This window comes from Reyranella sp., from assembly GCF_036558665.1.
Classification (GTDB): domain Bacteria; phylum Pseudomonadota; class Alphaproteobacteria; order Reyranellales; family Reyranellaceae; genus Reyranella.
Genome location: NZ_DATBFE010000185.1, coordinates 81,900 through 106,734, shown reverse-complemented (window position 1 = coordinate 106,734; position 24,835 = coordinate 81,900). Strand labels below are relative to the sequence as shown.

24 protein-coding genes are annotated in these 24,835 nt (G+C 65.9%); 15 read left to right on the top strand and 9 right to left on the bottom strand.

From position 1 onward, the window contains the following. From VH499_RS26050 to VH499_RS26035, 4 genes are all read left to right on the top strand, one after another. The coding region (locus VH499_RS26050) for a hypothetical protein (protein ID WP_332055695.1) at positions 1-308 on the top strand (308 nt) is incomplete at its 5' end. Between the two features lie 251 nt (positions 309-559). Next, on the top strand, positions 560-682 hold the full coding sequence (locus tag VH499_RS26045) for a hypothetical protein (protein WP_332055694.1): 123 nt from the start codon (positions 560-562) through the stop codon (positions 680-682). A 17-nt stretch (positions 683-699) separates the two neighbouring features. Then, entirely contained in the window at positions 700-843 is a 144-nt protein-coding gene (locus VH499_RS26040) for a hypothetical protein (RefSeq protein ID WP_332055693.1), read from the top strand. A gap of 311 nt (positions 844-1,154) precedes the next feature. Further along, positions 1,155-1,781, top strand: coding sequence for a hypothetical protein (locus VH499_RS26035; protein ID WP_332055692.1), 627 nt, complete (start codon positions 1,155-1,157; stop codon positions 1,779-1,781). Positions 1,782-1,852: 71 nt separating this feature from the next. Here VH499_RS26035 and putA read toward each other — a convergent pair whose 3' ends face one another. Further along, positions 1,853-5,284 carry a bifunctional proline dehydrogenase/L-glutamate gamma-semialdehyde dehydrogenase PutA gene (putA, locus tag VH499_RS26030; RefSeq protein WP_332055691.1) on the bottom strand — a complete coding sequence of 1,144 codons (3,432 nt, stop codon included), beginning with the start codon at positions 5,282-5,284 and terminating at the stop codon, positions 1,853-1,855. 80 nt (positions 5,285-5,364) lie between these two features. On the opposite strand from putA, the gene VH499_RS26025 reads away from it, so the two are divergent. From VH499_RS26025 to VH499_RS26015, 3 genes are read left to right on the top strand one after another with little or no spacing between them, the layout of a single operon-like run. Continuing rightward, a complete protein-coding gene (locus tag VH499_RS26025) occupies positions 5,365-6,618 on the top strand; it encodes an aromatic ring-hydroxylating dioxygenase subunit alpha (protein ID WP_332055690.1) in 1,254 nt (417 codons plus the stop codon). A 3-nt stretch (positions 6,619-6,621) separates the two neighbouring features. Then, on the top strand, positions 6,622-7,086 hold the full coding sequence (locus VH499_RS26020) for an aromatic-ring-hydroxylating dioxygenase subunit beta (RefSeq protein ID WP_332055689.1): 465 nt from the start codon (positions 6,622-6,624) through the stop codon (positions 7,084-7,086). Between the two features lie 4 nt (positions 7,087-7,090). Beyond that, positions 7,091-8,020, top strand: a complete 930-nt coding sequence (locus tag VH499_RS26015) for a PdxA family dehydrogenase (RefSeq protein ID WP_332055688.1) — start codon at positions 7,091-7,093, stop codon at positions 8,018-8,020. Here VH499_RS26015 and VH499_RS26010 read toward each other — a convergent pair. Genes VH499_RS26010 through VH499_RS26000 form a run of 3 tightly spaced genes read right to left on the bottom strand, consistent with a single transcriptional unit; the run spans position 8,015 to position 11,098 of the window. Continuing rightward, on the bottom strand, positions 8,015-9,745 hold the full coding sequence (locus VH499_RS26010) for a thiamine pyrophosphate-requiring protein (protein ID WP_332055687.1): 1,731 nt from the start codon (positions 9,743-9,745) through the stop codon (positions 8,015-8,017). The two genes, VH499_RS26015 and VH499_RS26010, sit on opposite strands and share 6 nt — an antisense overlap. A gap of 7 nt (positions 9,746-9,752) precedes the next feature. Continuing rightward, complete coding sequence (locus VH499_RS26005; protein WP_332055686.1) at positions 9,753-10,685, bottom strand: tripartite tricarboxylate transporter substrate binding protein; 933 nt, start codon at positions 10,683-10,685, stop codon at positions 9,753-9,755. Positions 10,686-10,711: 26 nt separating this feature from the next. Continuing rightward, entirely contained in the window at positions 10,712-11,098 is a 387-nt protein-coding gene (locus VH499_RS26000; protein WP_332055685.1) for an EthD domain-containing protein, read from the bottom strand. A 137-nt stretch (positions 11,099-11,235) separates the two neighbouring features. Here VH499_RS26000 and hrpB point away from each other — a divergent pair, with 137 nt between their 5' ends. The 7 genes from hrpB to VH499_RS25965 all read left to right on the top strand — a co-directional run bounded on the left by hrpB (position 11,236) and on the right by VH499_RS25965 (position 20,260). After that, positions 11,236-13,713, top strand: a complete 2,478-nt coding sequence (hrpB, locus tag VH499_RS25995) for an ATP-dependent helicase HrpB (RefSeq protein ID WP_332055684.1) — start codon at positions 11,236-11,238, stop codon at positions 13,711-13,713. Between the two features lie 63 nt (positions 13,714-13,776). Further along, positions 13,777-15,231, top strand: a complete 1,455-nt coding sequence (locus VH499_RS25990) for an amidase (protein ID WP_332055683.1) — start codon at positions 13,777-13,779, stop codon at positions 15,229-15,231. Between the two features lie 15 nt (positions 15,232-15,246). Then, positions 15,247-15,774 (top strand): adenine phosphoribosyltransferase, encoded by a 528-nt coding sequence (locus tag VH499_RS25985; RefSeq protein ID WP_332055682.1) that lies wholly within the window; start codon positions 15,247-15,249, stop codon positions 15,772-15,774. A 2-nt stretch (positions 15,775-15,776) separates the two neighbouring features. Beyond that, positions 15,777-16,607, top strand: coding sequence for a class I SAM-dependent methyltransferase (locus VH499_RS25980; RefSeq protein WP_332055681.1), 831 nt, complete (start codon positions 15,777-15,779; stop codon positions 16,605-16,607). 48 nt (positions 16,608-16,655) lie between these two features. Beyond that, the gene (locus VH499_RS25975) at positions 16,656-17,744 is read left to right on the top strand and encodes a M14 family metallopeptidase (protein ID WP_332055680.1); all 1,089 of its coding nucleotides are present in this window, start codon (positions 16,656-16,658) and stop codon (positions 17,742-17,744) included. Positions 17,745-17,756: 12 nt separating this feature from the next. Continuing rightward, positions 17,757-19,571, top strand: a complete 1,815-nt coding sequence (locus tag VH499_RS25970) for a cyclic nucleotide-binding and patatin-like phospholipase domain-containing protein (protein WP_332055679.1) — start codon at positions 17,757-17,759, stop codon at positions 19,569-19,571. A gap of 119 nt (positions 19,572-19,690) precedes the next feature. Continuing rightward, positions 19,691-20,260, top strand: a complete 570-nt coding sequence (locus VH499_RS25965; protein ID WP_332055678.1) for a VOC family protein — start codon at positions 19,691-19,693, stop codon at positions 20,258-20,260. A gap of 113 nt (positions 20,261-20,373) precedes the next feature. On the opposite strand, the gene VH499_RS25960 is transcribed toward VH499_RS25965, so the two are convergent. Next, positions 20,374-20,784: a DUF2000 family protein gene (locus VH499_RS25960; RefSeq protein WP_332055677.1), complete on the bottom strand. Its 411-nt coding sequence runs from the start codon at positions 20,782-20,784 to the stop codon at positions 20,374-20,376. A gap of 47 nt (positions 20,785-20,831) precedes the next feature. Between VH499_RS25960 and VH499_RS25955 the strand changes: the two genes are divergently transcribed. After that, positions 20,832-21,644 carry an AraC family transcriptional regulator gene (locus VH499_RS25955; RefSeq protein ID WP_332055676.1) on the top strand — a complete coding sequence of 271 codons (813 nt, stop codon included), beginning with the start codon at positions 20,832-20,834 and terminating at the stop codon, positions 21,642-21,644. An 88-nt stretch (positions 21,645-21,732) separates the two neighbouring features. Here VH499_RS25955 and VH499_RS25950 read toward each other — a convergent pair whose 3' ends face one another. From VH499_RS25950 to VH499_RS25935, 4 genes are all read right to left on the bottom strand, one after another. Then, positions 21,733-22,557 (bottom strand): SDR family NAD(P)-dependent oxidoreductase, encoded by an 825-nt coding sequence (locus VH499_RS25950; protein WP_332055675.1) that lies wholly within the window; start codon positions 22,555-22,557, stop codon positions 21,733-21,735. Positions 22,558-22,637: 80 nt separating this feature from the next. After that, complete coding sequence (locus VH499_RS25945) at positions 22,638-23,060, bottom strand: MaoC family dehydratase (RefSeq protein WP_332055674.1); 423 nt, start codon at positions 23,058-23,060, stop codon at positions 22,638-22,640. 11 nt (positions 23,061-23,071) lie between these two features. Beyond that, complete coding sequence (locus tag VH499_RS25940; RefSeq protein WP_332055673.1) at positions 23,072-23,533, bottom strand: MaoC family dehydratase N-terminal domain-containing protein; 462 nt, start codon at positions 23,531-23,533, stop codon at positions 23,072-23,074. A gap of 79 nt (positions 23,534-23,612) precedes the next feature. Then, entirely contained in the window at positions 23,613-24,812 is a 1,200-nt protein-coding gene (locus VH499_RS25935; RefSeq protein WP_332055672.1) for an acetyl-CoA acetyltransferase, read from the bottom strand. Between the last annotated feature and the right edge of the window lie 23 nt (positions 24,813-24,835).

The following is a 24,835-nucleotide window of genomic DNA, read 5'->3' as shown; positions in this document are numbered from 1 at the left end:
AATGGTTGGAGATACAAACCGGTGTCGAATACACCGTCCATATCAGGATGGATGGAGGCGCTGGTGTGCTCGATAGAAAAATGCGCGGCATGTATAACGCCAGTGGCAGTCCCGCATTAATTACAACAGTGGATGCCAATTTCCTCGTCGACTTCGCAAAATACAACCGCGTCGATTTTTACAATAGTCGCTGGATGCCAATGACAGCGCTATCACTCGACGGCACAGCTGCCGCCGTCATGCAACTGTTCCAGTGTCAGGAAAGTCACGGTGGACCCAAACCGCAAAACGTTTGGACAACGCAGTGATGATGCTCGCAACTGCTGTGAGAGTCTGCTGACACGCACCCGCACCGATGTGGTTTTGTTGCCCTCGTCATGTCTTCTCATAGCATCAGATTAGCTTTCCTGCGATTGAGACGAAAGTGACACTGCAACCAAGGCATTAATGCGTAAAACTTCGGGTGCGCGGCTAGCGCCACCAGGAGCAACGATGCTTTGGTAGATATGGCTGCGTGTGGGCGATAAGCAGCCGGTTCACTCAACACAGGGGATCGGCAATGGCTGACATCATCGACTTTGAAAAAGTCGGCGCGGCGACCATCGCGGTCCCGGACCTATGCACTGCCCGATGCCAGCTGCCGCTGGAGCGCGAAATGGCGCTAGGCCATAATGCACGCTAGCCAGGCGAAGGGGCCTCATGGCGGCGCCCGGCATTGTCACGATCCTCTGCGACAAGAAATTAGCGGACGTGCCGGCGGAGCGTATCGTGAAGGTCTCGCGGGACTGCAACGCGGCAGACGCGGAGGAGTATGGTGTGCGGCCCGGCACGGCAGGGGTGTGAACCAGGCGCCGGCGGCGCAAAGGCCGAGCACCGAGACAGCGCACACATCGCACCTTGATGGAGGCATATCTATCGTGATGGCAACAGACGCATGGGCGTATCTCAACATCCGAAACCCCTTATGCGCATGGGCTACATATCGGGGCGCACTTGTAGCGAGTAACTATCAGGAAGGATTCTTGTCAGTTTGGACCGCGGCGGCGCTTAAGGATGCCAGTGGGACTCGGATTGAGCGCGAGTTTGCTTTGGAGAGCGTTCGCGCGAGGGACTTTCCTCATTGTGTCTCTCGACTAACGGGCATTTTCTGCTTTTTGGACCTCGACAGCGCCAAAAGAGCAGCGATTGATTGGCATGACGGCCAAAATCATTTTCAGGAGAGGTTTCTGGCGGAGTTGGGGCTAGCAGAGGCATCTCCACAACGGACACGCCACGATGCGAATTGGATTACCCGCGCAAAGCAAAAAGAAAAGGGCGCGTGGGCTGATTTGGATTGGATCCCGCGCTACTGGGCGAGCGAACCTTATCCTGACGGCGACCCGATTTGGGAGACGTTCGTAATGGGTCGTATGTACGTCTTCGGCACTGATTTGCCGCGGCGAGCGTATGATCTAATCAAGAAGCACATGCCACATACCCTATCACTTTTAGAACTCTCCCGGATAGCTACGTGGGTAGGCTCCGATATGGGAACGATATCCGCTCACTTCCGGGATGTCGGCGACTGCTATCGGGTAGACTATGCGATGGATATGAGAGACGCCGAGAACGAGGAAGTTATCGAGCGCATACGCCGATTTATAGGGAGCGATAACCCCGTCAATCGAGCCGATTTGGACCCGCACTTTAGAGTGGGGCGTTTGGGCGTAATGCCCGATATGAGGGCCTTTGGCTTTAATGTGGTTAAATCGGCTGCCCAAATTAGGGGCCGGGAAGACTAGGGTCGTGTATGGATGCCCCCGTCCCTCGCCTCCGCCTGCCTCGCTGCTGCTATCGTGTGGTGGACTCGACTCTAGCCGATTGCCATCAGGCTGGCATTGCCGCCGGCGGCGGCAGTGTTGATGCTGAGCGAGATCTCGTCAAAGAGGAGATCCAGCGGATAGGGGGCGCAGTGAACCGGCACGATCGGGCCTTCGCGCTCGGCCAGCCGTCCGAGCAGGGTCCGGAGTTCAGCCTCTCCGCCCGCGAACAACGCCGCCGAGAGGTGTGGGTCGTCGATGTCCATCGTCGCGCGATTGCCGGTGGCACGCACGGCCTCGAGCTGGACCTGCAGGTCGGCCGGGTCGTGGGCGACGCACAGGATCGTGCCCTTGGGCCGTAGCCGGTAACTGTTGCGCTCGCCGGCCGGCCCGGCCAGCTCACGTTCCGCGGTCTCCACAGGCGCCATCGGCCGCTGCGACAATAGCCGCAGGAGATAGAGCGGCCCGCCGGCTTTCGGGCCGGTGCCCGAGAGGCCACGGCCGCCGAACGGCTGCACCCCGACCACCGCGCCTATGAGATTGCGGTTGACGTATTGGTTGCCGGCGGTACTCGCCTCGGTCGCGCGCGCCACCGTCTCGTCGATGCGACTGTGAACACCGAAGGTGAGGGCGAAGCCGGTGCGGTTGACTTCGCGGATCACGCCTTCGAGTCGCCCGCGTGGATAGCGCAGAACGTGCAGCACGGGCCCGAACACCTCGTCCGCCAGATCGGTCACCGAGCGGATCTCGATCAGCGTCGGTGGCACGAACAGGCCGGCGCCGGTCTCGGCCGCGAGCGGCGCCTGGTAGATGGCGTAGCCGCGAGCGCGCATGCGCTCGATGTGACCCAGGAGGCGCTTGCGTGCGTCCTCCGAGATCACCGGACCGACATCGGTCGACAGCCGATCGGGATCACCGACGACAAGCTCGGCCATCGCTCCTTCGAGCATGGCCAGCACACGATCGGCGATATCCTCCTGCAGGCAGAGGACGCGCAGCGCCGAGCAACGCTGGCCGGCCGAGTCGAAGGCCGAGACGACCGCATCGCCCACGAGTTGCTCGGCGAGTGCTGACGAATCGGCCACCAGCGCGTTCTGTCCCCCCGTCTCGGCGATCAGCGGGATCGGCCTGCCGTCGCGGCCGAGACGGCTGGCCAACGTCCGGTTGATCGATTGCGCCGCTTCGGTCGAGCCGGTGAAGACCACGCCCGCGATGGCCGGATTGGCGACCAGCCGCGCGCCAATGCTGCCGTCGCCTGGCACGAGCTGCAGGACGCCGGGCGGCAGGCCCGCGCCCAGGAACAGCTTGACCATTTGGGCGGCGATCAGCGGTGTCTCCTCGGCAGGCTTGGCGATCACCCCATTTCCAGCCGCCAGTGCACCCGCGACCTGGCCGGTGAAGATCGAGAGCGGAAAATTCCACGGGCTGATGCAGGCAACGAGGCCGAGCGGCTTGTGCGTTTCGTTGGAGAAGCGGCGCGCTTCGCCCGCGTAATAGCGAAGGAAGTCGACCGCCTCGCGCACCTCGCCGACCGCGTTGATGAACGTCTTGCCGGCCTCGCGCACGATCAGGCCGATCAGTGCCGGCGTACGCGCTTCCAGCCGATCCGCCGCGCGCTCGAGGCAGGCTGCCCTCGCCTCCGGCAGCGCCTGCCAGATCATCGCCCGCGCGCAGGCGGCATCGACCAGCTCCGGCGTCGCCTCGATGACCGTGCCAACCACATCGTCGAGCCTGGCCGGATTGCGCACCTCGCGAGCCGGCCCGTCGCGCACGCCATCGCCCAGCAGTGGCGCCGCGTGCCAGGCCTCGCGTGCGCTTGCCCCCAGCGCCTTCGCCAGGTCGGCCAGACGCTGCTCGTCGGCGAGATCGAAGCCGGCCGAGTTGACGCGCGTCGGCTTGAAGATGTCACGCGGAAGCGCGATCCGCTCGTGCGAGGCGCCGATCGGAACCAGGGCGCGCGCTCGCTCGACCGGATCGGCCAGCAGCTCCTCGACGGGCATGTCCGGATCGGCGATCTGGTGCACGAAGGAGGTGTTGGCGCCGTTCTCCAGCAGGCGGCGCACGAGATAGGCGAGCAGTGTCTCGTGCGTGCCGACGGGCGCATAGATCCGGCATGGCCGGTCGAGTTTGTCGCGGCCAACCACTTCGTCGTAGAGGCCTTCGCCCATGCCGTGGAGGCACTGGAACTCGTACTGGCGCGGCCGGTAGTCCGGTCCGGCCATGCCATGGATGGCAGCCAGCGTGAGCGCATTGTGGGTGGCGAATTGCGGATAGACGGCGTCGGGCGCCACCAGCAGCTTCTTCGCGCAGGCCAGGTACGAGACATCGGTATGCATCTTGCGCGTGAAGACGGGGAAATCTTCCAGTCCATCGACTTGCGCCCGCTTGATCTCGCCGTCCCAATAGGCGCCCTTGACCAGCCGCACCATCAGCCGATGCCCGCTGCGGCGGGCGAGGTCGACTAGCCAGTCGATGATGAACGGGCAACGCTTCTGATAGGCCTGCACCACGAAGCCGACGCCATTCCATCGCTCGAGGTCGGGTTCGAAGCAAAGCCGTTCGAGCAGATCGAGTGAAGTGTCGAGGCGATCGGCTTCCTCGGCATCGATGTTGAGACCGACATCGAGCGAGCGTGCCTGCGTGGCGAGCGCTTTCAATCGTGGATAGAGTTCGGCTTGCACGCGCTCGATCTGCGCGCGGCTGTAGCGCGCATGGAGCGCCGAGAGCTTGACCGAAATGCCGGGCCCGTCATAGGGGCCGCGGCCCGCGCCCGCGATGCCGATCGCATCGATCGCCTGCCGGTAGTCCTCGAAGTAGCGCCTGGCCTGCGATTCGGTGACGGCCGCTTCGCCCAGCATGTCGTAGGAGTAGCGGAAACCCTTCGCCTCCCAGCCGCGACTGCGCTCCAGCGCCTCGTGAATCGTCTGACCGGCCACGAACTGCTCGCCCATCAGGCGCATGGCGAGATTGACGGCGCTGCGGACCAACGGCTCGCCACCGCGCGCGATCAGACGGGCGAGCGCCGTCGAGAGGCCGCGCTCGCTGTGCGTCGCTGCAAGCCGGCCGGTCAGCATCAGGCCCCAGGTGGCTGCGTTCACGAACAGCGACGGGCTGTGGCCGAGATGCGCCTCCCAGTCGCCGCCTGCGATCTTGTCGCGGATCAGGGCATCGCGTGTGGCGTCGTCGGGGATGCGCAGAAGCGCCTCGGCGAGGCACATCAGCGCCACACCCTCCTGGCTCGACAGCGCATATTCGTGAATCAGCCCCTCGATTCCGCCGCGCCGCGCCTTGCCGCGCAGCTTCGCGACCAGCGTGCGGGCCAGCGACGCAGCCGCCGCCATGGTCTCCGCGGGCAGGGTAGCGGCGGCAATCAACGGCGGTAAGCACTCCGGCTCCGGCCGCCGACAGGCCGCGGTGATCGCCGCCCTGAGCGGCGTCTGCGGCCGGATCGATCGGACGAAAACGTCAAACGGGAGCGAAGGCATCGACACGGCCTCATCGGATTGCGGCACTGGAGTGACCCGCTCTCTTGAGGCTAACATGGTCGGCGAACAAGGAGGACCGCATGGACGCCCTGCATCACTCCCGCTCCGCCGCAGGCTTGTGGCCCCAGGGTTCGGCCGCGCGCGTCCCCTACTGGGTCTATCAGGACGAAGAGAACTACAAGCGCGAGCAGCAACGCATCTTCGAGGGGCCCACCTGGAACTTCGTTTGCCTCGAGAGCGACATCCCCGACAAGGGCGACTACCGCACCAACGTGATCGGCAGCCTGCCGGTGATCGTGGTGCGCGATGCCGACGGGCGCATCAACTGCTTCGAGAACCGCTGCGCCCATCGCGGCGCGCTGATCGCCCTCGACGACAGCGGCAACGTGCAGAACAACTTCAAGTGCATCTATCACGCATGGAGCTACGACCTCGCCGGTAACCTGCGCGGCATCGCCTTCGAGCGCGGCATCAACGGCGTGGGTGGCATGCCGAAGGACTTCCGCCGCGACCAGTTCGGTCCGCGCAAGCTCCGGACCACAGCGCTCGGCGGCCTCGTATTCGCCACGCTGTCGCCCGATACGCCGCCGATCGAGGAATATCTCGGCGCCGAAATCCTGGGCCGGGTGAAGCGTGTACTGAATCGGCCGATCAAGATCATGGGCCGCTTCGTGCAACCCTTGCCCAATAACTGGAAGCTCTACGTGGAGAACGTGAAGGACACTTATCACGCGAGCCTGCTCCATCTTTTCTTCACCACCTTCCACATCTCGCGTCTGACTCAGGGCGGCGGCGTGCTGGTTAGCCCCGACGGCGGTCATCACGCGAGCTACACGATCGGCATGCCCGAGGGCGCCAACGCCGTGGCCTATCGCGATCAGGGCATCCGCTCGGAAAGCGATGACTACCGGCTGCTCGACACGCGCCTGCTCGATTCGGTCGACGAATTCGGCGACCGCATCCAGCTTCAGATGCTGACAATCTTCCCGGCCTGCATCGTGCAGCAGATCAACAATTGCCTCGCCGTCCGTCAGGTGGTGCCGCGCGGCCCAGGCCGCATGGACCTGCACTGGACCTATCTCGGCTTCGTGGACGACTCGCCGGATATGACGCGCCGGCGGCTGACGCAACAGAACCTGGTCGGGCCGGCCGGCTTCGTGTCGATGGAGGATGGTTGCGTCGGCGGCTTCGTCCAGCGCGGCATTGCCGCTGCCGGCGGCGAAGTCTCGGTCGTCGAGATGGGCGGCGAGACCACGGAGAGCCAGGCCACCCGCGCCACGGAGGCATCGGTCCGCGGCTTCTGGAAAGCCTATCGACGTTACATGGGCTACTGACCAATGGACGTCGCGCGCCTCGTCGAGCTCAACGCAGCCTATGCGCGGGCGATCGACAACGAGAAGTACGAGGACTGGCCCGGCTTCTTCCTCGAGTCGTGTCTTTACAAGTTGACGACGGCCGAGAATATGGCGAAGGGCCTCGAAGCCGGATTGATCTACGCCGACTCCCGGGCCATGCTTCAGGATCGTATCTCCGCCTTGCGCAAGGCCAACATCTACGAGCGGCAGCGCTATCGCCACATCGTCGGTTTGCCGACCGTACTTGCCCGTACCGACAACACGGTCGAGGTCGAGACGCCGTTCCTGATCGTCCGAATCATGCGCGACGGAGCGACGAATGTGTTCGCGACCGGCTGCTACCGCGACAAGGTCCGAGGCAACGGCGACGGCACACTGCACTTCGCCGAGCGGATCGTGATTTGCGACAGCAGCCGCTTCGACACTCTCGTGGCGATCCCCTTCTAGGGCCATGCGCATTGCCATCGCCGTGGGCGATCCCAACGGCATCGGACCGGAGATCGCGGTCAAGGCAGCGCAACGGTTCGCGGGCCGGCTGCACATCCAGCCGCTGCTGGTCGGCGACGGCTTCGTGATCGAGGATGCGGCGCATCGCCTCGGCCTTTCCGCGACGCCGGCTTTCGTCGACACCCCAGGGCTCGATGAAGCAGGCTACGCGCCGGGCAGGCTCGATCCGCGCTCCGGCAAGGCCACGCTCGCCTACGCCGCGGCGGCCGTGAAGCTCGCGCTCGAGGGGAAGGTCGATGCCGTCATCGGCTGCCCGCATTCCGAGACGGCCGTCAATCGCGCCGGTATCGCCTTCAACGGCTACGGCAATCTCGTCGCCGACCTCGCAGGCACGCCACGGAGAAAGGTGTTCATGATGCTGGTGGCACAGGACCTGCGCATCGCCCATGTCACGCTGCACGAATCGGTGAGCACGGCGCTCGGCCGCCTGACACCGGAGCTGGTGGTCGCAGCGGCCGAAGCCGCGGTGGCCACTGCCCGGCCGCTCGGCATCGCCGTGCCGAGACTCGGATTGTTCGGCATCAACCCCCATGCCGGCGAGGACGGTCTGTTCGGCGACGAAGACGAGCGCATCACCAAGCCTGCAGCCGCAGTCTTGCGCACCCGTGGCATCGCGGTCGACGGGCCGGTCGGAGCCGACCTGCTGCTGAGCCAGCGCCGGCACGACATCTACCTCGCCATGTTTCACGACCAGGGCCACATCCCGATCAAGCTGCTTTCGCCGCTGCGCGCCGCGGCCGTCCTGCTCGGCCTGCCGATCCTGTTCGCCTCCGTTGCACACGGCTGCGCTTTCGACATCGCCGGCAAAGGTGTCGCCGACGCGACGGGCGTCATCGAGACGATCGAGCTGCTGGCTGGGATCAGATCGTCATAGCTTCGTCACGCGCGCATGCAGGATGGCCGAACGGCCGGAGCGTAGCGCTTCCAGGCAGCGGGTGACGGCAGGCTCGACGGCGTCTGGGTCCGAGACGAGTTCGCCATGCGCGCCTGCGGCTTCGGCGACCTTGGCGAAATCCATGTCGGGGGCGAGCGCGGCGCCATAGTCGGCGGCGGCCTTGGCATCCCCCTCGGGATAGACGCGCAGCGTCGCCTCCTTCACCGCCGCCCAGCCGGCATTGTCGAGCACCACCGTCAGCACGGGCAGCTTGTATTGCCGCCCGACGGCGAGCGTTGACTGCGGATTGGAGAAGTAGAATGTGCCGTCGCCCACGATCTGGACCACGGTGCGCTCGGGCTGGGCGAGCTTCAGCCCCAGTGCCATGCCGCCGGAGAAGCCGAGCCCGCCGCCGGCCAGGCCGACCAGCGTCCCCGGCTGAATGCGCGGCATCTGGGCGAACACGACGGGGCCATTGCGAATCGCCTCGTTCAGTACGATGGCCGAAGGATCGAGCGCCTTGGCCAGCGCGGCACAAAGGAAGTGCGGGTTGATCTGGCCCGGCGTGCCGCGATTGGCGGCGACCCTCGCGGCCTGCTCGCGCCGCACCCTGGCCTCCTCGCCGAGTCTCGCGACTCGCGCCGCCGCGGCGCTGCGGAACGTCGTGTCGGCGCGCGTCCTCACCGCCGACAACAGGTCGGACAGGATCCGACGGCTGTCCCCCTGCAGGCGCAGGTTGCCGGGGAAGGTCCACATCGGGAAGGCGCGCTTCTCGGCATCGACGTCGATGTGCGCCCACCAGGTCGCGGGATTGTCGGGCATGTCGCTCGGGATCCACGGCACATCGACATCGACCAGCAGACCGACGTCGGCGTCGGCGAGCGCCTTGGCCGGCATGAAGCCGCCATGACAGGGCGAATCGTGCGGCAGATTCATATAGAGTGGATTGAATTCGACGACGCGGATGCCGGCGAAGCGCGCCAGCTCGTCGAGGACGGCGACCGTCGCATGGTTGCGTCCGGCATAGGCGGTGATGAGGAGTGGTCGCTCGGCCGCCAGGAGCCTCGTCGCCAGCGTCTCCATCGCGGCCCCATCGACGCCGCGCGCCGCCACGGCGCCGAAGCGCTCGGCAGGATAGGAACGGATGGCGCCTTCCGACCAGGTGTCGGTCAGCGTCTCGCGCGGAAAGGTGAGATAGACGGGGCCCTTGGGATCGCTCTCCATCACCGTGTGCGCGCGCCGCAGCGCTTCCTTGGCGATCACGCCGGAAGGCAGGTTGTATTCCCATTTGGTGTAGGGCCGCACGACGCTCGCCTGGTCGAACGGCTCCTGCACGAAATGCACGTAGGTATCGCGCGTACCCAGAAGCTCGCCGCGGGTCGTGAACGGCGCCTTGCCGGCCATCAGCATCACCGGGATGCGGGCGCGGCAGAGATTGTGCAGTGCCATCGCCGCGTTCGCCGTGCCGGCGTCGACATGGACCATGACGCCCTGCCCACGTCCCGTTGCGATGGCGTATCCCGCCGCCATGTGGACCGCCGTGTTCTCGTGCGGACACAGGATCGTCCCGGGCATGTATCGGCCTGCCTTCCGAAAGGCGGCCATGGCCTCGATCAGCGGTGCATGATCGGTGCCGAAGTTGCAGAAGACGTAGTCGAAGCCGATCTCGGTCAGGCCTTCGAGGAAATAATGCGCCGTCGAGTGGCGAGCTTCGTTGCTGTCCATCGCGTCCTCAATCGAGCTTGATGTTGGCCTTGGTCGCGACCGCCTTCCAGCGCGCCGCGTCGTGGGCGATCAGGTCGCGATACTCCTCGGCCGTCGAGCCGCGTGGCTCGACGGCGATCGCCTGGAGCGCCGCGCGTGCATCCGGGAGCACGAGCGAGTCGGCGATCGCCCTTTGCAACAGGGTGACGACGTCTGCCGGCGTGCCCGCTGGCGCGACAATGCCGGTCCAGAGCGAGATCTCCATATCGGGAACGCCCGTTTCGGCAAGCGTCGGCACGTCGGGAAAGGCCGCGGTGCGCCGTGCGGTCGTGACGGCAAGCGCACGCAACTTGCCGCCTTTCACCGGGCCCGCAAGCGGGCCCGTATCGGCAATCGCCATCAGCACCTGGCCGCTCATCACTGCTTGCGCCATCTCGCCGCTGCCCTTGTAGGGGATGTACTGGAACTGCGAGCCGGTGCGCTGGTTGAAGAGCTCCGACGCGAGCTGGAACGCGGTGGCCGCCGAGGCGTAGTTGGCGACCTCGGGATGGGAGCGGCCATAGGCCACGAGCTCGGGCACGCTCGTCACCGGCTGGTCGGGCCCTACCACCAGCAGCAGCGGGAACTCGGCCAAGAGCGAGATCGGCGTGAAGTCCTTCTCCGGATCATAGGGCAGCTTCGAATAGACGGCGGGATTGACCGTCAACGGACCGCTCGGTGCCACGAACAGCGTGTAGCCGTCAGGGGCGGCCTTGGCGACGAGCTCGGCGGCCACGATCGACTGGGCCCCGGGCTTGTTCTCGACCACCACCGGCTGGCCGAGCTTCTCCTGCAACTTGGCCGCTACGATGCGTGCGATCAGGTCGTTGCCGCCGCCCGGCGCATAGCCGATGACGAGACGGATCGGCCTGGAGGGGTAAGGCGCGGCTTGCGCGAAAGCCTGCCTTGCCGACAGGGTCATGGCGCCAAGGCGGAGAAGCCCTCGCCTCAGCATGGGCGATCGGCCTCGGCGTAGATCACCTGCTCACGGTTCAGCCACAGAGGCGAGCGCGCGAGATCGATGAACTTCGCTTCGTCCTCCAGCAGGAGGCGCCCTGCCTCGCGCGCAGCGGGATCTCGTCCGGCGGCGCGGAAGGTTTCCTCGTCGGTCCACCACAGCTCGGCAATGCCGTCGAACGGCGCGGGCGCCTTCCGTGCACGCTGCATGCCGGCCGCGAAATCACCGTCCAGGCGATGGGCCTGCACGTAGCGCACCATGCGCAGCGCCGGCTGCAGGCGACGCACCAGGGGTCCATGCTTGTTGAGCCAGTAGTCCTGGAATTCTGAAAGTGAAAAGTTTGGCAGCCGTCGCAGACAGAATGTGAGCTTGAGCACCGCGCTCCTCCCGACTTTCCGCCATCATAGGCTATAAGCGCCCAGGAGAGCGCGCCACTCCAGTGGCGCTCTTTCGGTGCTGCCCTCAAGCGCATGGGGTGGCCCGCTCCGATGATTGTGCCGAGATACCGAGAGCTATGCCCTTCCCCTTCCTTCCCGTCGACGAGGCGCTGCCGCGGCTCACGGCAGTGCTGACCGAGCGCAATGCTGCAGTGCTGGTGGCCCCGCCTGGTGCCGGCAAGACGACGCGCGTGCCGCTGGCGTTGCTCGAGGCACCATGGCTGGCGGGTCGCAAGATCGTGATGCAGGAACCACGCCGGCTGGCGACACGCGCGGCGGCGCGGCGCATGGCGGCGACGCTCGGCGAAGAGGTCGGCGAGACGGTGGGCTATCGCGTGCGGCTCGATACCAGGGTCGGACCACGTACGCGCATCGAGATCGTTACCGACGGGCTCTTTCTTCGCATGCTCCAGGACGATCCCGCGCTCGACGGTATCGGCTGCGTGATCTTCGATGAGTTGCACGAACGCGGGCTGGAGACCGATCTCTCCTTCGCGCTGGTGCGCGAATCGCAGATCGCGCTGCGCGACGACCTGCGGATGGTCGCGATGTCGGCGACCCTCGATCCTGGCCCAGTGGCCGAGCGGCTGGGAAGCGCGCCGGTGATCGAGTCGGCCGGTCGCATGTTCCCGATCGAGACGCGCTATCTCGACCGCGACCCGGCAGGCCGCATCGAGGACACGACCGCAAACGCCGTGCGGCGCGCCCTCGCCGACGAAAGCGGCAGCGCGCTCGTCTTCCTGCCCGGTGTCGGCGAGATCCGCCGCGTGCAGGAGCGGCTCGGTCATCTCGGATCGGACGTGGATGTGGTGCCGCTCTATGGTGACCTCTCGCCTGCCGAGCAGGATCTGGCCATCGCGCCGTCGTCTGCCGGCCGGCGCAAGGTGGTGCTGGCAACCCCAATCGCCGAGACGAGCCTCACGATCGAGGGGGTGCGTATCGTGATCGACGCCGGGCGGATGCGCGTACCCCGCTTTTCACCGCGTTCGGGCATGACGCGGCTCGAGACTGTGCGCGTGAGTCAGGCTTCGGCCGATCAGCGGCGCGGACGAGCGGGCCGACTCGAGGCCGGCATCTGCTATCGCCTGTGGAGCGAGGAGGTCCAGCGCGGGCTTCTGCCCTTCACGCCGCCCGAGATCCTCGACGCCGATCTCGCATCGTTGGCGCTGGAGCTCGCGGCGTGGGGTGTGGTCGACACCACGAGCCTGGCCTGGCTCACACCACCGCCTGTGGCATCGCTGGCGACGGCGCGCGCATTGCTGCTCGATCTCGGCGCACTCGATGCCACAGGCCTGATCACGGCTCATGGCCGCGCGATGGTACGGCTCGGCCAGCATCCGCGGCTGGCCCATCTCGTGCTGAAGGGTGGCGAGCTGGGACAGGGACGCGTTGCAGCACTGCTGGCCGCGATCCTGAGCGAGCGCGACTTCCTGCGCCTGCCACCAGGCCAGCGCGACGTCGACTTGCGCCATCGCCTCGCGATCGCCCTGAGCGGCAGGCGCGACGGCGCGCTGCGGTTGATCCAGGAAACCGCGCGCCGCCTCATTCCCCGGGAAGCGGGAAACCAAGTGCCAGATGTTGCCCGGACCGGCGAGCTGCTGGCGCTCGCCTATCCCGACCGCGTCGGCGGACGACGGCCAGGCGCAGCGGGCCGCTATCTGCTCTCGGGCGGTCGTGGCGCGGTTTTGCCGGAGGGCGATCCGATGGCCAACGAGGAGTTCCTGGTGGTGGCCGATCTCGACGGCGCCGCGCAGGACTCGCGCATCTTTCTCGCGGCCCCCATCACTCACAACGAGATCGAGGAGCTCTGCGCCGAGCGCATCGTCGACGAGCAGATCGTACAATGGAGCGCACGCGAGGGCGCGGTGCTGGCCCGGCGCCGGCGTCGACTGGGCGCGCTTTTGCTCGAGGACAAGCCGCTCGCCGGGCCCGATCCAGAAAAGATGGCGACCGCGATGCTGGACGGCGTGCGGCAACTCGGGCTCGGTGCGCTGCCGTGGAGCGACGATCTCGCAAGGTGGCGGCAACGGATCGCCTTTTTGCGCACGCTCGATGCAGGCTGGCCCGATCTTTCGGATGCAGCGCTGCTCGCCTCATTGGAAGAATGGCTCGGGCCCTTCCTCGACGGCGCGTCGCGGCGCGATCATCTTGGCCGCATCCAGCTCACCGATGCGCTCAAGACGCTGGTGCCGTGGGACCGCCAACGCGCGCTCGACCGTCTTGCGCCGACGCACCTCGACGTGCCGAGCGGCTTGCGCGTCCGCATAGACTATGCCAACCCCGCCGAACCGACACTGTCGGTGAGATTGCAGGAGATGTTTGGTCTTGCCGAGACGCCGAGCGTCGCTGGCGGCAAGGTCCTGCTTACGCTCCATCTGCTCTCGCCCGCTCGCCGCCCGGTGCAAGTAACGCGCGACCTCGCGAGCTTCTGGGCCAGCGGCTACAAGACGGTGAAGGCTGAACTCAAGGGCCGCTACCCGCGCCACTACTGGCCCGACGATCCGCTGGTCGCGGCGCCGACCGCGCGCGTCCGGCCGCGTCCCCCGGCGCGATGACGGCGGCGAGGCAAATGTGCTACGGCGGTGGCCCCTTCCATCGCCGCTGTGGACTTTCAGCCCATGCCTCTCGACCTGCCATTTCAGACCGCCAAACAGCTCGCCGCGGCAGTGCGCAAGAAAAAGATCGGATGCCTCGAACTGCTCGACCTCTATCTGAAGCGCGTCGAAACCTACAATCCGAGGCTCAATGCCGTCATCGCCACCGACATCGACGCGGCTCGCAAGCGCGCCAGGGCAGCCGACACGGCGCTGAAGGCCAACAAGAAGTTGGGGCCATTGCACGGCGTGCCGATGACCATCAAGGAGTCCTTCGACGTCGAGGGTTATGCCACCACGTGGGGCGATCCGGCCTTCAAGGACAAGATTGCCGAGCAGAACTCTCTGGTGGCAGACCGCATGATCGATGCCGGTGTGATCCTGTTCGGCAAGACCAACGTGCCGCTGAATCTAGCCGACTGGCAGAGCTACAACGACGTCTACGGCAGCACCAACAATCCCTGGGATCTGGCGCGCACACCGGGCGGTTCGTCGGGCGGTTCGGGCGCGGCACTGGCCGCCGGTCTGACGGGCATCGAGGCCGGAAGCGATATCGGCGCCTCGATCCGCAATCCCGCGCACTATTGCGGCGTGTTCGGCCACAAGCCGACCTACGGCGTGGTCTCGTACAAGGGCCATACGCGGGGCAACGTCAGCGTGGGCGATATCACCGTGGTCGGCCCGCTTGCGCGTGGCGCCGGCGATCTCGAGATCGCGATGGACATCATGGCCGGGCCCGACGAGATCGATGGCCGCGGCTGGAAGCTCGCCCTGCCGCGCTCCAAGAAGGAGCGGCTGCGCGACTTCAAGGTGGCGGTGCTGCTGAGCGACCCCAATGCCGAGGTCGACCACACGGTGCAGGACGAGATTCAGAGGCTCGTCGACTTTCTTGCGAAGAAGAAGGTGAAGGTGAGCGACAAGGCGCGTCCGACCATCGACACTGCCGAGTTGAACGACGTTTACGTCCGCCTGTTGCGCGCGGCGACCTCGACGCGCCTGTCCGAGGCCGCTTATCAGGAAGCGCAGCACGATGCAGCCACGCTGCCCGCGGACGATATGAGCTACTTCGCCCAGATGCAGCGTGGCAACTCGCTCTCGCATCGCACCTGGCTGCAGCTCAACGAGAAGCGGCACCGCATGCGCCTCGCCTGGGACGCCTTTTTCCAGGACTACGACATCATGCTCTGCCCGGTCTCGGTGACGGCGGCGTTCCCCCACGACCAGGAAGGCTTGCGTCACAAGCGCACCATCGTGGTGAACAACAATAAAGTGCCGGTGGTCGATCAAATCTTCTGGGCGGGCTATGCGGGCGTCACGTTCATGCCGGCGACCGCAGCGCCGATCGGGCTTAGCCCCGACGGCCTGCCGATCGGCGTGCAGATCATCGGCCCGCAGTATGGAGACTATTCGACCATCGCCTTCGCCAGGCTGCTGGAGCAGGAATATCGCAGCTTCGAGCCGCCGCCGGGCTATCACTGAGCGCCGGGGACCGACATGCGCGAGAAGATGAACCTGAAGGATCACATACGCTCGATCCCGGATTTCCCCAAGCCGGGGATTCTGTTCTATGACATCTCGACCCTGCTCGCGAACGCCGCGGCCTGGCACGAAACCATCGAGCAGGTCGCAACCGCCGTGCGACCGCACAAGCCCGACGTGCTGGCGGGAATCGAGTCGCGCGGCTTCCTGCTCGCTGCGCCGCTCGCTCTGGCGCTCGGCACCGGCTTCGTGATGTTGCGCAAGCAGGGCAAGCTGCCCGGCATCACGGTGCGCCATACCTATGCCTTGGAGTACGGCACCGACACGATCGAAATCCAGAGCGATGCGATCGAAAAGGGAAAGCGCGTGGTGCTGGTCGACGATCTGCTTGCCACCGGCGGAACCATGGCCGCGGCGGTCACGCTCCTGGAGCAGGTCGGCGCCATTGTGCCGGCCGCCGCTTGCATCATCGAGCTCACCTTCCTCCAGGGCCGCAAGCGCCTGCCGGTACCGGTCGAGGCGCTGCTGCAGTACGATAGTTAGTCATGAATGAAGTCGGCGCGATCGCCGCGATGCCGCTCTACACAAACCTGGATCGCATCGCCAGGGGATTGGCCGCGCTCGGCATCGGGCCGACGGATCCGATCCGTCCGGAGCAACTGTTTCCGATGGACCAGTGGCACTATCACGGCACGTGCGCCATTCGTGACACGGCGAAGCGGCTCGCGCTCGGGCCGGCGGATCGCGTTCTCGATGTGGGCTCCGGCGTGGGCGGCCCCGCGCGCTATCTGGCCCACACCATCGACTGCCAGGTCACGGCGCTGGAGTTGCAACCCGAGTTGCACGCCATCGCAGTCGATCTGACACGGCGCTGCTCGCTCGACCGGCTGGTTACGCATATCTGTGGCGATGCGCTGGTCTACCCCCTTCCTGACAGCTCATTCGACGCCTGGGTAAGTTGGCTTGCCGTTCTGCACATCCCCGATCGGCCACGGTTGTTCGCCTGCCTCAGGCGGACGCTGCGCCCGGGCGGCCGATGCCATATCGAAGACCTCTGCATGCGGGCGAGGTTTTCCCCTCGCGATCTGGGCGATGTCCGCAGCATCGTCCACGGCGTTACCGTTACGTCCATCGCCGACTACAAGGCGGATCTCGAATCGGCCGGCTTCGTTGACGTTGCGACGACGGACCTCACGCCGGATTGGGCACCCTACGCCGCCGAGCGGCTGACGGCGTGGAGAGACGGCCATACCGCCTACGCACAGGCGCATGGCGAAGGCGCCTATTGCGCGCAGGAGCTGTTCTACACGGTGATCGCCCGCCTCTACGAAGGCGGCAGCCTTGGTGGGGTCCGCCTGCAGGCAAGGGTTCCCTAAAGGGCAAACCGCAACCTGCGCCGTGCTACACTGGGCGCAGGAGGACTTATGGTTTCGATTTCCGAGTGCTTTTCCGAGAGCTATGCCGATGCCCGCGCGAAGTTTTGCGCCGCAGCGGCAACCGCCGGCGGCGCGATCCGTTCGTGGCTCAACCCCCACGGTGTGGGGCCTCACGGCGAGAAGCTGCACCTCGATACCGCCCGCTTCGGTCGCGCTGATGCCGACAAAATGCTGGTGATGATCTCCAGCACCCATGGCGTCGAAGGCCATTGTGGCTCTGGCGCGCAGATCGCCTGGCTGCGCACCGGTGGACCTGCAAAGCTGCCTCCGGATGTCGGAGCACTGCTGGTCCATGCCATCAATCCGTACGGCTTCGCCTGGACCCGCCGCGTCAACGAGGACAATGTCGACCTCAACCGGAATTTCGTCGACCACGACAAGGGCTACCCCAGGAACGAAGGCTATTTGGCCATCGCCGACGCCATCCTGCCGCGCGACTGGAGCACAGAAAGCCGGGCCGAGAGCCAGCGCATCCTGGACGCCTACGCCCAGAAGCATGGCGCCTTCGCCCTGCAGGGCGCGATCAGCGGTGGCCAGCACACCCATCCCGACGGCGTCTTCTATGGTGGCCTCAAGCCGACCTGGAGCAACCGCGCCATCCGCGCCATCGCGCGCGAGGAGCTGGGGCGCGCGCGGCGGGTCGGCGTGATCGACTACCACACCGGGCTTGGTCCGTTCGGCCACGGCGAGCTGATCTGTGCCGTGGCCCCCGGTGCCAAATCCTATGCGCGGGCCAAGGCGTGGTACGGCGAGGAGATGACTTCGCCGGAGAGCGGCACCTCGACCTCTGCCGTGGTGACCGGCGCCATGACCGACGCGTTCCCACAGGAGCTGCCGGATGCCGAGGTGACTTCGATCGCCATCGAATATGGCACCTATTCCGTGCCCGAAGTGCTGGATGCGGTGCGGGCCGACAACTGGCTGCATCAGCGCGGCGATCTCGATTCGCCGGTCGGGAAAAAGATCAAGGCCGAAATGAAGGAGAGGTTTTTTCCAGCCGGCGACAAGTGGCGCGAAATGGTCTGGACGCGCGCCGACCAAACGATCGGCTGGGCCCTCAAGGGCCTGACCGCCTGAAGGTGTGCAGCGGTGACCGACGTCGCGGACCACGAGGACGCGGCCCGGTTGCGCCTCCGCCAGGCGCTGCGGCGCGCTCCACTGTTCGCCGATCTCGACACCGAGAGCCTGATCGCGGTCGAACGCGAGCTGACCCCGCGCGTGCTGCCGGGCGGCACGCCCCTCTTCCATCAAGGTGAGCCGGCTGACGCTGTCTATGTGGTGGCGAGCGGCTGCCTTGGCGTCTTCCGGCACGACGACCAGGCCAGCGCCGAGGGGCCGGCGCTGATCGCCGAGATCACGCCAGGCAGCATTGTCGGCGAGATGTCGCTGCTCTCGCAAAGCACGCGCACGCGCGACGTCGCGGCCCTGCGCGACAGCGAAGTCTGGCGGCTCGGCCGCGAGAGCTTCGATGCGCTCACCGCGCATCATCCCGAGGTCCTGCCCGCGTTGATGCGTAACGTGGCGATGCGGAGCGAGGCAGGCAGCGGCAAGCGCCGGCGACAGCCCCGCACCTTCGCCCTGCTTCCGACGGGGCCCGACGTCGCGTCGGCCCGCTTCGCCGTGCTGCTCGCGGCTGCCCTTGGCCGGATCGGCGACCAGGTACAGATGCTCGGGACCGACTCGCTGCACGAGGAGCCTGAGTGGTTCGCCCATTGCGAAACGGCCAACACCTTCGTCCTCTACCGCGCCGATCCGACCCTGACCCCTTGGACGCAGCTCTGCCTGCGCCAGGCCGATTGCCTGGTGGTCGTGCGCAACGCCGACAACGACCTGCCGACCAGGCTGCCGTTCGAGATCGAGGCGGCGCAGCAGGGCGCGATCTTCCATCGCCGCCGCGAGCTCGTGCTCCTGCATGAAGGACGCGACCCGCGGCCCGGCTCCACCGCAACGCTTCTTGCCGGCGGTCTCTACGGTCAGCACCATCACGTCCGTCTCGACCTGCAATCCGATTTCGACCGCCTGGCGCGGCTGATCACCGGACACGCGGTCGGTATCGTGATGGCGGGCGGCGGCGCGCGCGCCTTCACCCATGTCGGCGTCATCAAAGCCCTGCGCACGAGCGGCGTGCCGATCGATCAGGCGGCCGGCACCAGCATGGGCGCTATCGTCGCCGCAGCCGTTGCCGCGCGCTGGTCGGACGACGAGCTCAGCGAGCGCTTCCATCGCGCCTTCGTTCAGGTCAATCCGCTCAGCGACTACACCTTGCCGTTCATTTCGCTGTTTCGCGGCCGCCAGGTGACGCGCCTGTTGCGTACCGCGTTCGAGGACAAGGACATCGAGGATCTGATCATGCCGTTCTTCTGCGTAACCGCGAACCTCACCACCTCCAGCGCCGATATCCACCAGACCGGCCGTTTATGGCGCTGGCTGCGTGCCTCGGTAGCGATCCCCGGGGTGCTGCCGCCCTTCAACGATGCGGGCCAGATCCATGTCGACGGCGGCGTGATCGACAACTTCCCGGTCCGGGCCATGCGCCGCCTGGGCCGAGGCACGACCGTCGGCGTCGACATCGATACCGGCGGCGCGCTGTCGGCGGGCGAGAGCGTGGAGGACGCGTTTTCGGCCTGGCAGTTCTTCCGCCGCCTGGTGTGGCGGCGGCGCGAAACGCTGCCGATCCCCTCGATCGTGCGCATCCTGCTGCGCTCGGCGCTGATATCGAGCACCGCCCGTGCGCAACAGGATCGAAGCGCCTGCGATCTCCTGATCGTGCCGCCGGTGGAGCGGTTCGACCTGCTCGATTGGACAAGTTTCCATGCCGCCATCGAGATCGGCTATCGCGCCACGATGGAAGCGCTGGACAAGGCGCGCAGCCTCCCGGTCGGCGTTCGCCTGTTCATTGCGTGATCTGCGGTTTCCGATGGCCGGCTTCGTTTACCCGGCACCTTGCCAAATAGTCGAGTAGCGCGCTCCGAGGGGCAAGCCTAACACCAGGTCACGCACAGCAAGGAATGGAGGATGCCATCATGAAAAATTCTGCTCCTGCCAAAGCCGGCGCAACGGCAAACGCCTTGCCGTTGCGGTTGCATCACAATGCATATGTCTGCGCCGATCAGGAACGAACCCGCCACTTCTACGAGGACATCCTCGGCCTGCCGCTGGTCGCGACCTGGATCGAGGAAGGAGAGTTTCCCGAGTTCCCCGGCCGAAGACTCAGTTATAGCCACACCTTCTACGGCATCGGCGACGGCGGGGCGCTCGCCTTCTTCGCCTTCGCGGACCCCGAGGTCGCAACGGCCTATGCGGCGAAGAAGCAGCCCCTCTTCATCCATATCGCACTTGCCGTGACCGAGGCGACGCAGAAGGCCATCGGCAAACGCGTGGCCGACGCCGGACTGTCTCTGCGCGAGACCGACCACGGTTACTGCAAGTCGATCTACGTCCAGGATCCGGACGGTCTCCTGGTAGAGTTCACCTCCGATCCGCCCCACGCCGGCGAGATTGCGGCCCGTCAGCGCGGAACAGCTCACGAAACGTTGCGACGCTGGCAGGCCGGCGACCGGCAGGTCAACAACACCATCCGGCCGCATCGGTAGTTGATCTCAGCGTACCGGTCGTATCACGAGCAATGGAATCCCTCGGCTTCGCCCCGGGATGACCCGTATCATGGAGAGAAGATGCCGTGTCATCCCGAGCGCCATGAGGGCTTCTACGTCAGAAACTTCAGTCCCTGGATCACCTTGTCCACGATCTTGCGCGGCCCGTGGATGCCGAGGCCGACGAGATCGAGCGCGTCGGCCGGCGCCGCGGCGACCGCGGCTCGATTATCGATGTCGTTGGCGGTCTTGAACATCTGCTCGATATAGATCGCCGGGCGCAGCGAGCGGCCGAGCGCGCGCTGGTGCGTGCGGCGCAGTTCGTCGAGCGTGGCGCCATAGACGAACACCGGTTCGCGCACGAGGGCCGAGTAGAAGCGCCCGGCGGCGTCGCGGTAGGGCTCGCCCATCATTTCCGGGGTCGTGCCCGCAAGGCCACCAGTCAGGAAAGCCGCAACATTGGCGAGCTGCCAGCCTGCGAGATGCCCGCGCAGGACCAAAGCCGTCTTGGTATCATAGATCATGCGCCCCATATCGGGCAGGATGATGCCCCGGTCTTGAACGTTCGTGCATGACCCGCCCTGACGAAATCCGCTTCGATGCACCGCGCGACGGACTGCAGCGCCTGCTGGCCCAGTTCGGCGGCCATGCCTACGACCTCCACCGCCATGAGACCTACGGCGTCGGCCTGACGGTTTGGGGCGCACAATCGTTTCACTATCGCGGTAGGTTGCGCACGAGCTGTGCCGGACAGGTGATCGTGCTGCATCCCGACGAACCGCATGACGGGCATGCAGGTGTCCCCGACGGCTTCGCCTACCGAATGCTCTATGCCGATCCGGCAGCCGTCAGCACCGCGCTCGGTGGGGCGGCCGCTCCTTATGTGCCCGACGTGGTGGCCGACGATCCAAACCTCGCCGCGCTCCTGCGCGAGGCCTTCGCCGAATTCCCTCGTGCACTCGAGCCGCTGGCGGTCGACGCGGTCGTGGCGCGGCTTGCCGAGCTCTTGGTGGCGCGCAGCGACGCACCGCCCAATGCGAAGAAGCCGGCGATCGCGCACAAGGCCGTCGAGCGGGCCCGCGACTTCCTGATCGCCGAGGCGCCGCGCATCGTCTTGTCGGAGGAACTCGAATCGGTGACCGGGCTCGACCGCTTCGCCCTCGCCCGTCAGTTCCGGGCGGTCTTCAGCACCTCGCCGCATCGTTTCCAGGTCGGGCGGCGGCTCGCCCGCGCGCAAACGCTGATCGCGCGCGGCGAACCTCTGTCGGGGGTCGCCGTCGCGACTGGCTTCGCCGATCAGAGCCACCTCACGCGGCACTTCTCGGCCCACTTCGGCCTTACGCCCGGCCGATGGGCGGCGCTGACGTCGAATAGGAAGAAGTGAGATTCCTCGCTGCGCTTGGAATGACGCAGCTTGGCGGGTGAAACCAAATCCCTGTCATCCCAAGCCGAATGGCGAGGGAACTCTCCGGTCACAACCCGCCGTTCACCACCAGGCATTGCCCGCTGACATAGTCGCTGTCGGGGCTGCAGAAGAGGTAGACCGAACCCGCCGCCTCCTCGGGTAGGCCGCCGCGGCCGAGCGGAATCATCTGGTTCATGGCGGCGATGCGGCCGCCCTGGACGCCGATCTTGACCTTGCGGCCCTGCACCTCGATCTCGCCGGCCTCGCCTTCGCTCAGCGGCTTGGTGAGGCGGGTCTGGATGTAGCCAAAGGCCACGGCATTCACCGTGACGTCGTAACGGCCGAACTCCTTGGCCAGCGTCTTGGTGAGGCCGACGATGCCCGCCTTGCCGGCCGAGTAGTTCGACTGGCCCGCATTGCCATTGACGCCCGAGGTCGATGAGATGTTCACCACCTTGCGCACGACGCGCTTGCCTGCCGAGCGTTCCTTCTCGACCTCGCCGCGAAAGTGCTGCTGGAAGGCGCGAAGGATGCGGAACGGCGCGGTCAGATGGACGTCGAGGATGGCGTACCACTGCTCGTCGGTCATCTTCTGGATCACCGAGTCCCAGGTGTAGCCCGCGTTGTTCACGACGACATGGCAGCCGCCGAAAGCGTCGACAGCGGTCTTGACGATGCGGTCGCCGAAGTCGGGCTTGGCGACGTCACCGTTGCAGGCCACCGCCTTGCCACCCATCTTCTCGATGTCGGCGATGGTTTCCTTCGCCGGCGCCTCGTCGATGTCGTTGATCACCACCTTGGCGCCGTCGCGCACCAGCCTGAGTGCGATCTCCCTGCCGATGCCGCGCCCCGAACCGGTGACGATCGCCACCTTGCCGTCCATCTGACCCATTTGCTTCTTCTCCTACCTTCTTCTGGACCGCGCGCATCTCGGGAGCTCTCGAGCGAGCTGGAAGCTCGCGGTCCGCCTGACTAATTCAGCACCACCGTGGCATCGCCTTGCAGCGTGTCCTGGCCGTTCTGGTTGGTGCACCTGACTTCGAGATCCACCAGCTGCTGGCCGCCTTCCTCGCGTTTACCCGTCACCTTGCCGCTGACGGTAATGGTGTCGCCGACCCACGTGATCGAGGTGAAGCGCGTGCCAAGCTTGCGAAGCTGTGTCTGTGGCACCCACGAGGTTACGAGCCGGCCGAGGAAGGCCATCGACAGCATGCCGTGGGCGAACACGTCCTTGAAACCGAACTTCTTGGCGAAGTCGATGTCGACATGGATCGGATTGTGATCACCCGAGCCACCGCAGTAGAGCGCGAGCTGATGCCGGCTGATCGGAGCCAGCTTGAGCGGCGGCAGCGTGTCGCCGACCTTGATCTGATCGAACCTGGGAGCGGTCGCCATCTCGTCCTCCCTCACTTCTTGGCCGCGTCGGGGTTGCGCACGACGGTGATACCCTTCGCCTTGGCCACCGCCTTGCCGCCCTGGTCCTTGAGCTCGGTCTCCGACACCACGAACCAGAGCGCGCCGCCCTTCTTGTCGTAGATGTCGACCACCTTCTGCTGGCAGGTGATCCTGTCGCCGACATGGACCGGCGCGAGATATTCGTAGTGCTGCTCGCCGTGCAGGATCAGGCCGATATCGACGTTCAGGAGCCTGAGCAGTCCACCCTTGTCGGGATCGTCGTTGGTGACGGCGGTCAGGAACGTAGGCGGCGCGGGAATCGCGCGATAGCCGGCCTTCTTGGCGGCCGCCTCGTCGACGTAGATCGCGTCTTCCTCGCCGATGGCTTTGCAGAACAGCCGGATCTTGCCGGCCTCGACCGTGGTCGTGAACGGCTTGAACGTATGGCCGATAAGTTTCTTGTCGAGCTGCATAGGCCGCTTCCTCCGTTACCTTGAAAGAAAAACCCTCTCTCCGACGGTCAGCCAGAGAGAGGGCTCACGATTGAGGCGGCTATTCGAAGCGGCCGATGATCGCCACGCTCGATACGTTCTCGCGCGGGGCGCCGCCAAGATTGTGGGTCATGCCGATCTTCGGGTCCTTGAGCTGGCGGGCGCCGGCGCGGCCCTGGAACTGCAGGTACATCTCGTAGAGCATGCGCAGGCCGGAGGCGCCGATCGGGTGGCCGAAGCACTTCAACCCGCCGTCGATCTGGCACGGGATCTTGCCGTCGGCATCGTAGAAGCCGTCGAGCACGTCCTTCCAGCCCTTGCCGGTCTCGGAAATGTGCAAGTCCTCCATGGTGACGAGCTCGGTCACCGAGAAGCAGTCATGGACCTCGAACATCGAGACCTCGTCCCGCGGCTTCTTGATGCCGGCTTCCTCGTAAGCCTTCTTCGAGGCAATGCGCGTGGTATGGAAATAGCTGCCGTCCCACGAGTTGTGGCCCGACTCCGAGCCGTTGGAGACGGAAAGCTGCAGAGCCTTGACGCTCACGATGTTGCTCTTGCCGAGCGACTTGGCGATCTCCGGCGTGGTCACGATCGCCGCCGCCGCGCCGTCGGACACGCCGCAGCAGTCGAACAGGCCGAGCGGCGAGGCGATCATCGGCGCATTCAGGATGGTATCCATCTCGACCGCCTTCTGCAGATGCGCCTTGGGGTTCTTGGCGCCGTTCTGATGGCTCTTCCACGAGACGTGGCCGATCGCCTTCTTGAGATCTTCGCCCGAGACACCGTGCGCGGTCATGTAGGCGGTGGCGAGCTGGGCGAAATTGCCCGGCGCCGTGCCGTTGGCGCTCCACAGCGCCTGAAGCGGGCCGCCGCGGCCGCCCGGCAGACCGCCATAGCCCGTGTCCTTGAGCTTCTCGACGCCCAGCGCCAGCGCGAAGTCGGCCGCACCCGAGGCGACGGCGTAGCAGGCGCCGCGGAAAGCCTCCGTGCCCGACGCGCACATGTTCTCGACGTGCGTCACCGGAATGTTGGGCAGGCGCAGCGTGGTCGACAGCGGAATGCCCGACTTGCCGACATGCACCTCGTCGATCGCGGTGGAAAACCAGGCGGCATTGATCTGCTTGGCGTCGATGCCGGCGTCGGCGACGCATTCCTTGTACGCCTCGAGCATCAGCTCCTCGGCGCCGCTGTCCCAGCGCTCGCCGAACTTGGAGCAGCCCATGCCCAGAATCGCGACCTTGTCCTTGATACCACGAGCCATTGCAGGTCTCCTTGGTGAGGGTG

Coding starts and splice junctions, on each gene's coding strand:
- VH499_RS25965 (WP_332055678.1), top strand. CDS start 19,691: ATGAAAAATTCTGCTCCTGCCAAAGCCGGCGCAACGGCAAACGCCTTG.
- VH499_RS25945 (WP_332055674.1), bottom strand. CDS start 23,060: ATGGCGACCGCTCCCAGGTTCGATCAGATCAAGGTCGGCGACACGCTG.
- hrpB (WP_332055684.1), top strand. CDS start 11,236: ATGCCCTTCCCCTTCCTTCCCGTCGACGAGGCGCTGCCGCGGCTCACG.
- VH499_RS26005 (WP_332055686.1), bottom strand. CDS start 10,685: ATGACCCTGTCGGCAAGGCAGGCTTTCGCGCAAGCCGCGCCTTACCCC.
- VH499_RS25985 (WP_332055682.1), top strand. CDS start 15,247: ATGCGCGAGAAGATGAACCTGAAGGATCACATACGCTCGATCCCGGAT.
- VH499_RS26010 (WP_332055687.1), bottom strand. CDS start 9,745: ATGGACAGCAACGAAGCTCGCCACTCGACGGCGCATTATTTCCTCGAA.
- VH499_RS25980 (WP_332055681.1), top strand. CDS start 15,777: ATGAATGAAGTCGGCGCGATCGCCGCGATGCCGCTCTACACAAACCTG.
- VH499_RS25940 (WP_332055673.1), bottom strand. CDS start 23,533: ATGCAGCTCGACAAGAAACTTATCGGCCATACGTTCAAGCCGTTCACG.
- VH499_RS26045 (WP_332055694.1), top strand. CDS start 560: ATGGCTGACATCATCGACTTTGAAAAAGTCGGCGCGGCGACCATCGCG.
- VH499_RS26040 (WP_332055693.1), top strand. CDS start 700: ATGGCGGCGCCCGGCATTGTCACGATCCTCTGCGACAAGAAATTAGCG.
- VH499_RS26025 (WP_332055690.1), top strand. CDS start 5,365: ATGGACGCCCTGCATCACTCCCGCTCCGCCGCAGGCTTGTGGCCCCAG.
- putA (WP_332055691.1), bottom strand. CDS start 5,284: ATGCCTTCGCTCCCGTTTGACGTTTTCGTCCGATCGATCCGGCCGCAG.
- VH499_RS26020 (WP_332055689.1), top strand. CDS start 6,622: ATGGACGTCGCGCGCCTCGTCGAGCTCAACGCAGCCTATGCGCGGGCG.
- VH499_RS25975 (WP_332055680.1), top strand. CDS start 16,656: ATGGTTTCGATTTCCGAGTGCTTTTCCGAGAGCTATGCCGATGCCCGC.
- VH499_RS26015 (WP_332055688.1), top strand. CDS start 7,091: ATGCGCATTGCCATCGCCGTGGGCGATCCCAACGGCATCGGACCGGAG.
- VH499_RS25935 (WP_332055672.1), bottom strand. CDS start 24,812: ATGGCTCGTGGTATCAAGGACAAGGTCGCGATTCTGGGCATGGGCTGC.
- VH499_RS25955 (WP_332055676.1), top strand. CDS start 20,832: ATGACCCGCCCTGACGAAATCCGCTTCGATGCACCGCGCGACGGACTG.
- VH499_RS25960 (WP_332055677.1), bottom strand. CDS start 20,784: ATGATCTATGATACCAAGACGGCTTTGGTCCTGCGCGGGCATCTCGCA.
- VH499_RS25950 (WP_332055675.1), bottom strand. CDS start 22,557: ATGGGTCAGATGGACGGCAAGGTGGCGATCGTCACCGGTTCGGGGCGC.
- VH499_RS25990 (WP_332055683.1), top strand. CDS start 13,777: ATGCCTCTCGACCTGCCATTTCAGACCGCCAAACAGCTCGCCGCGGCA.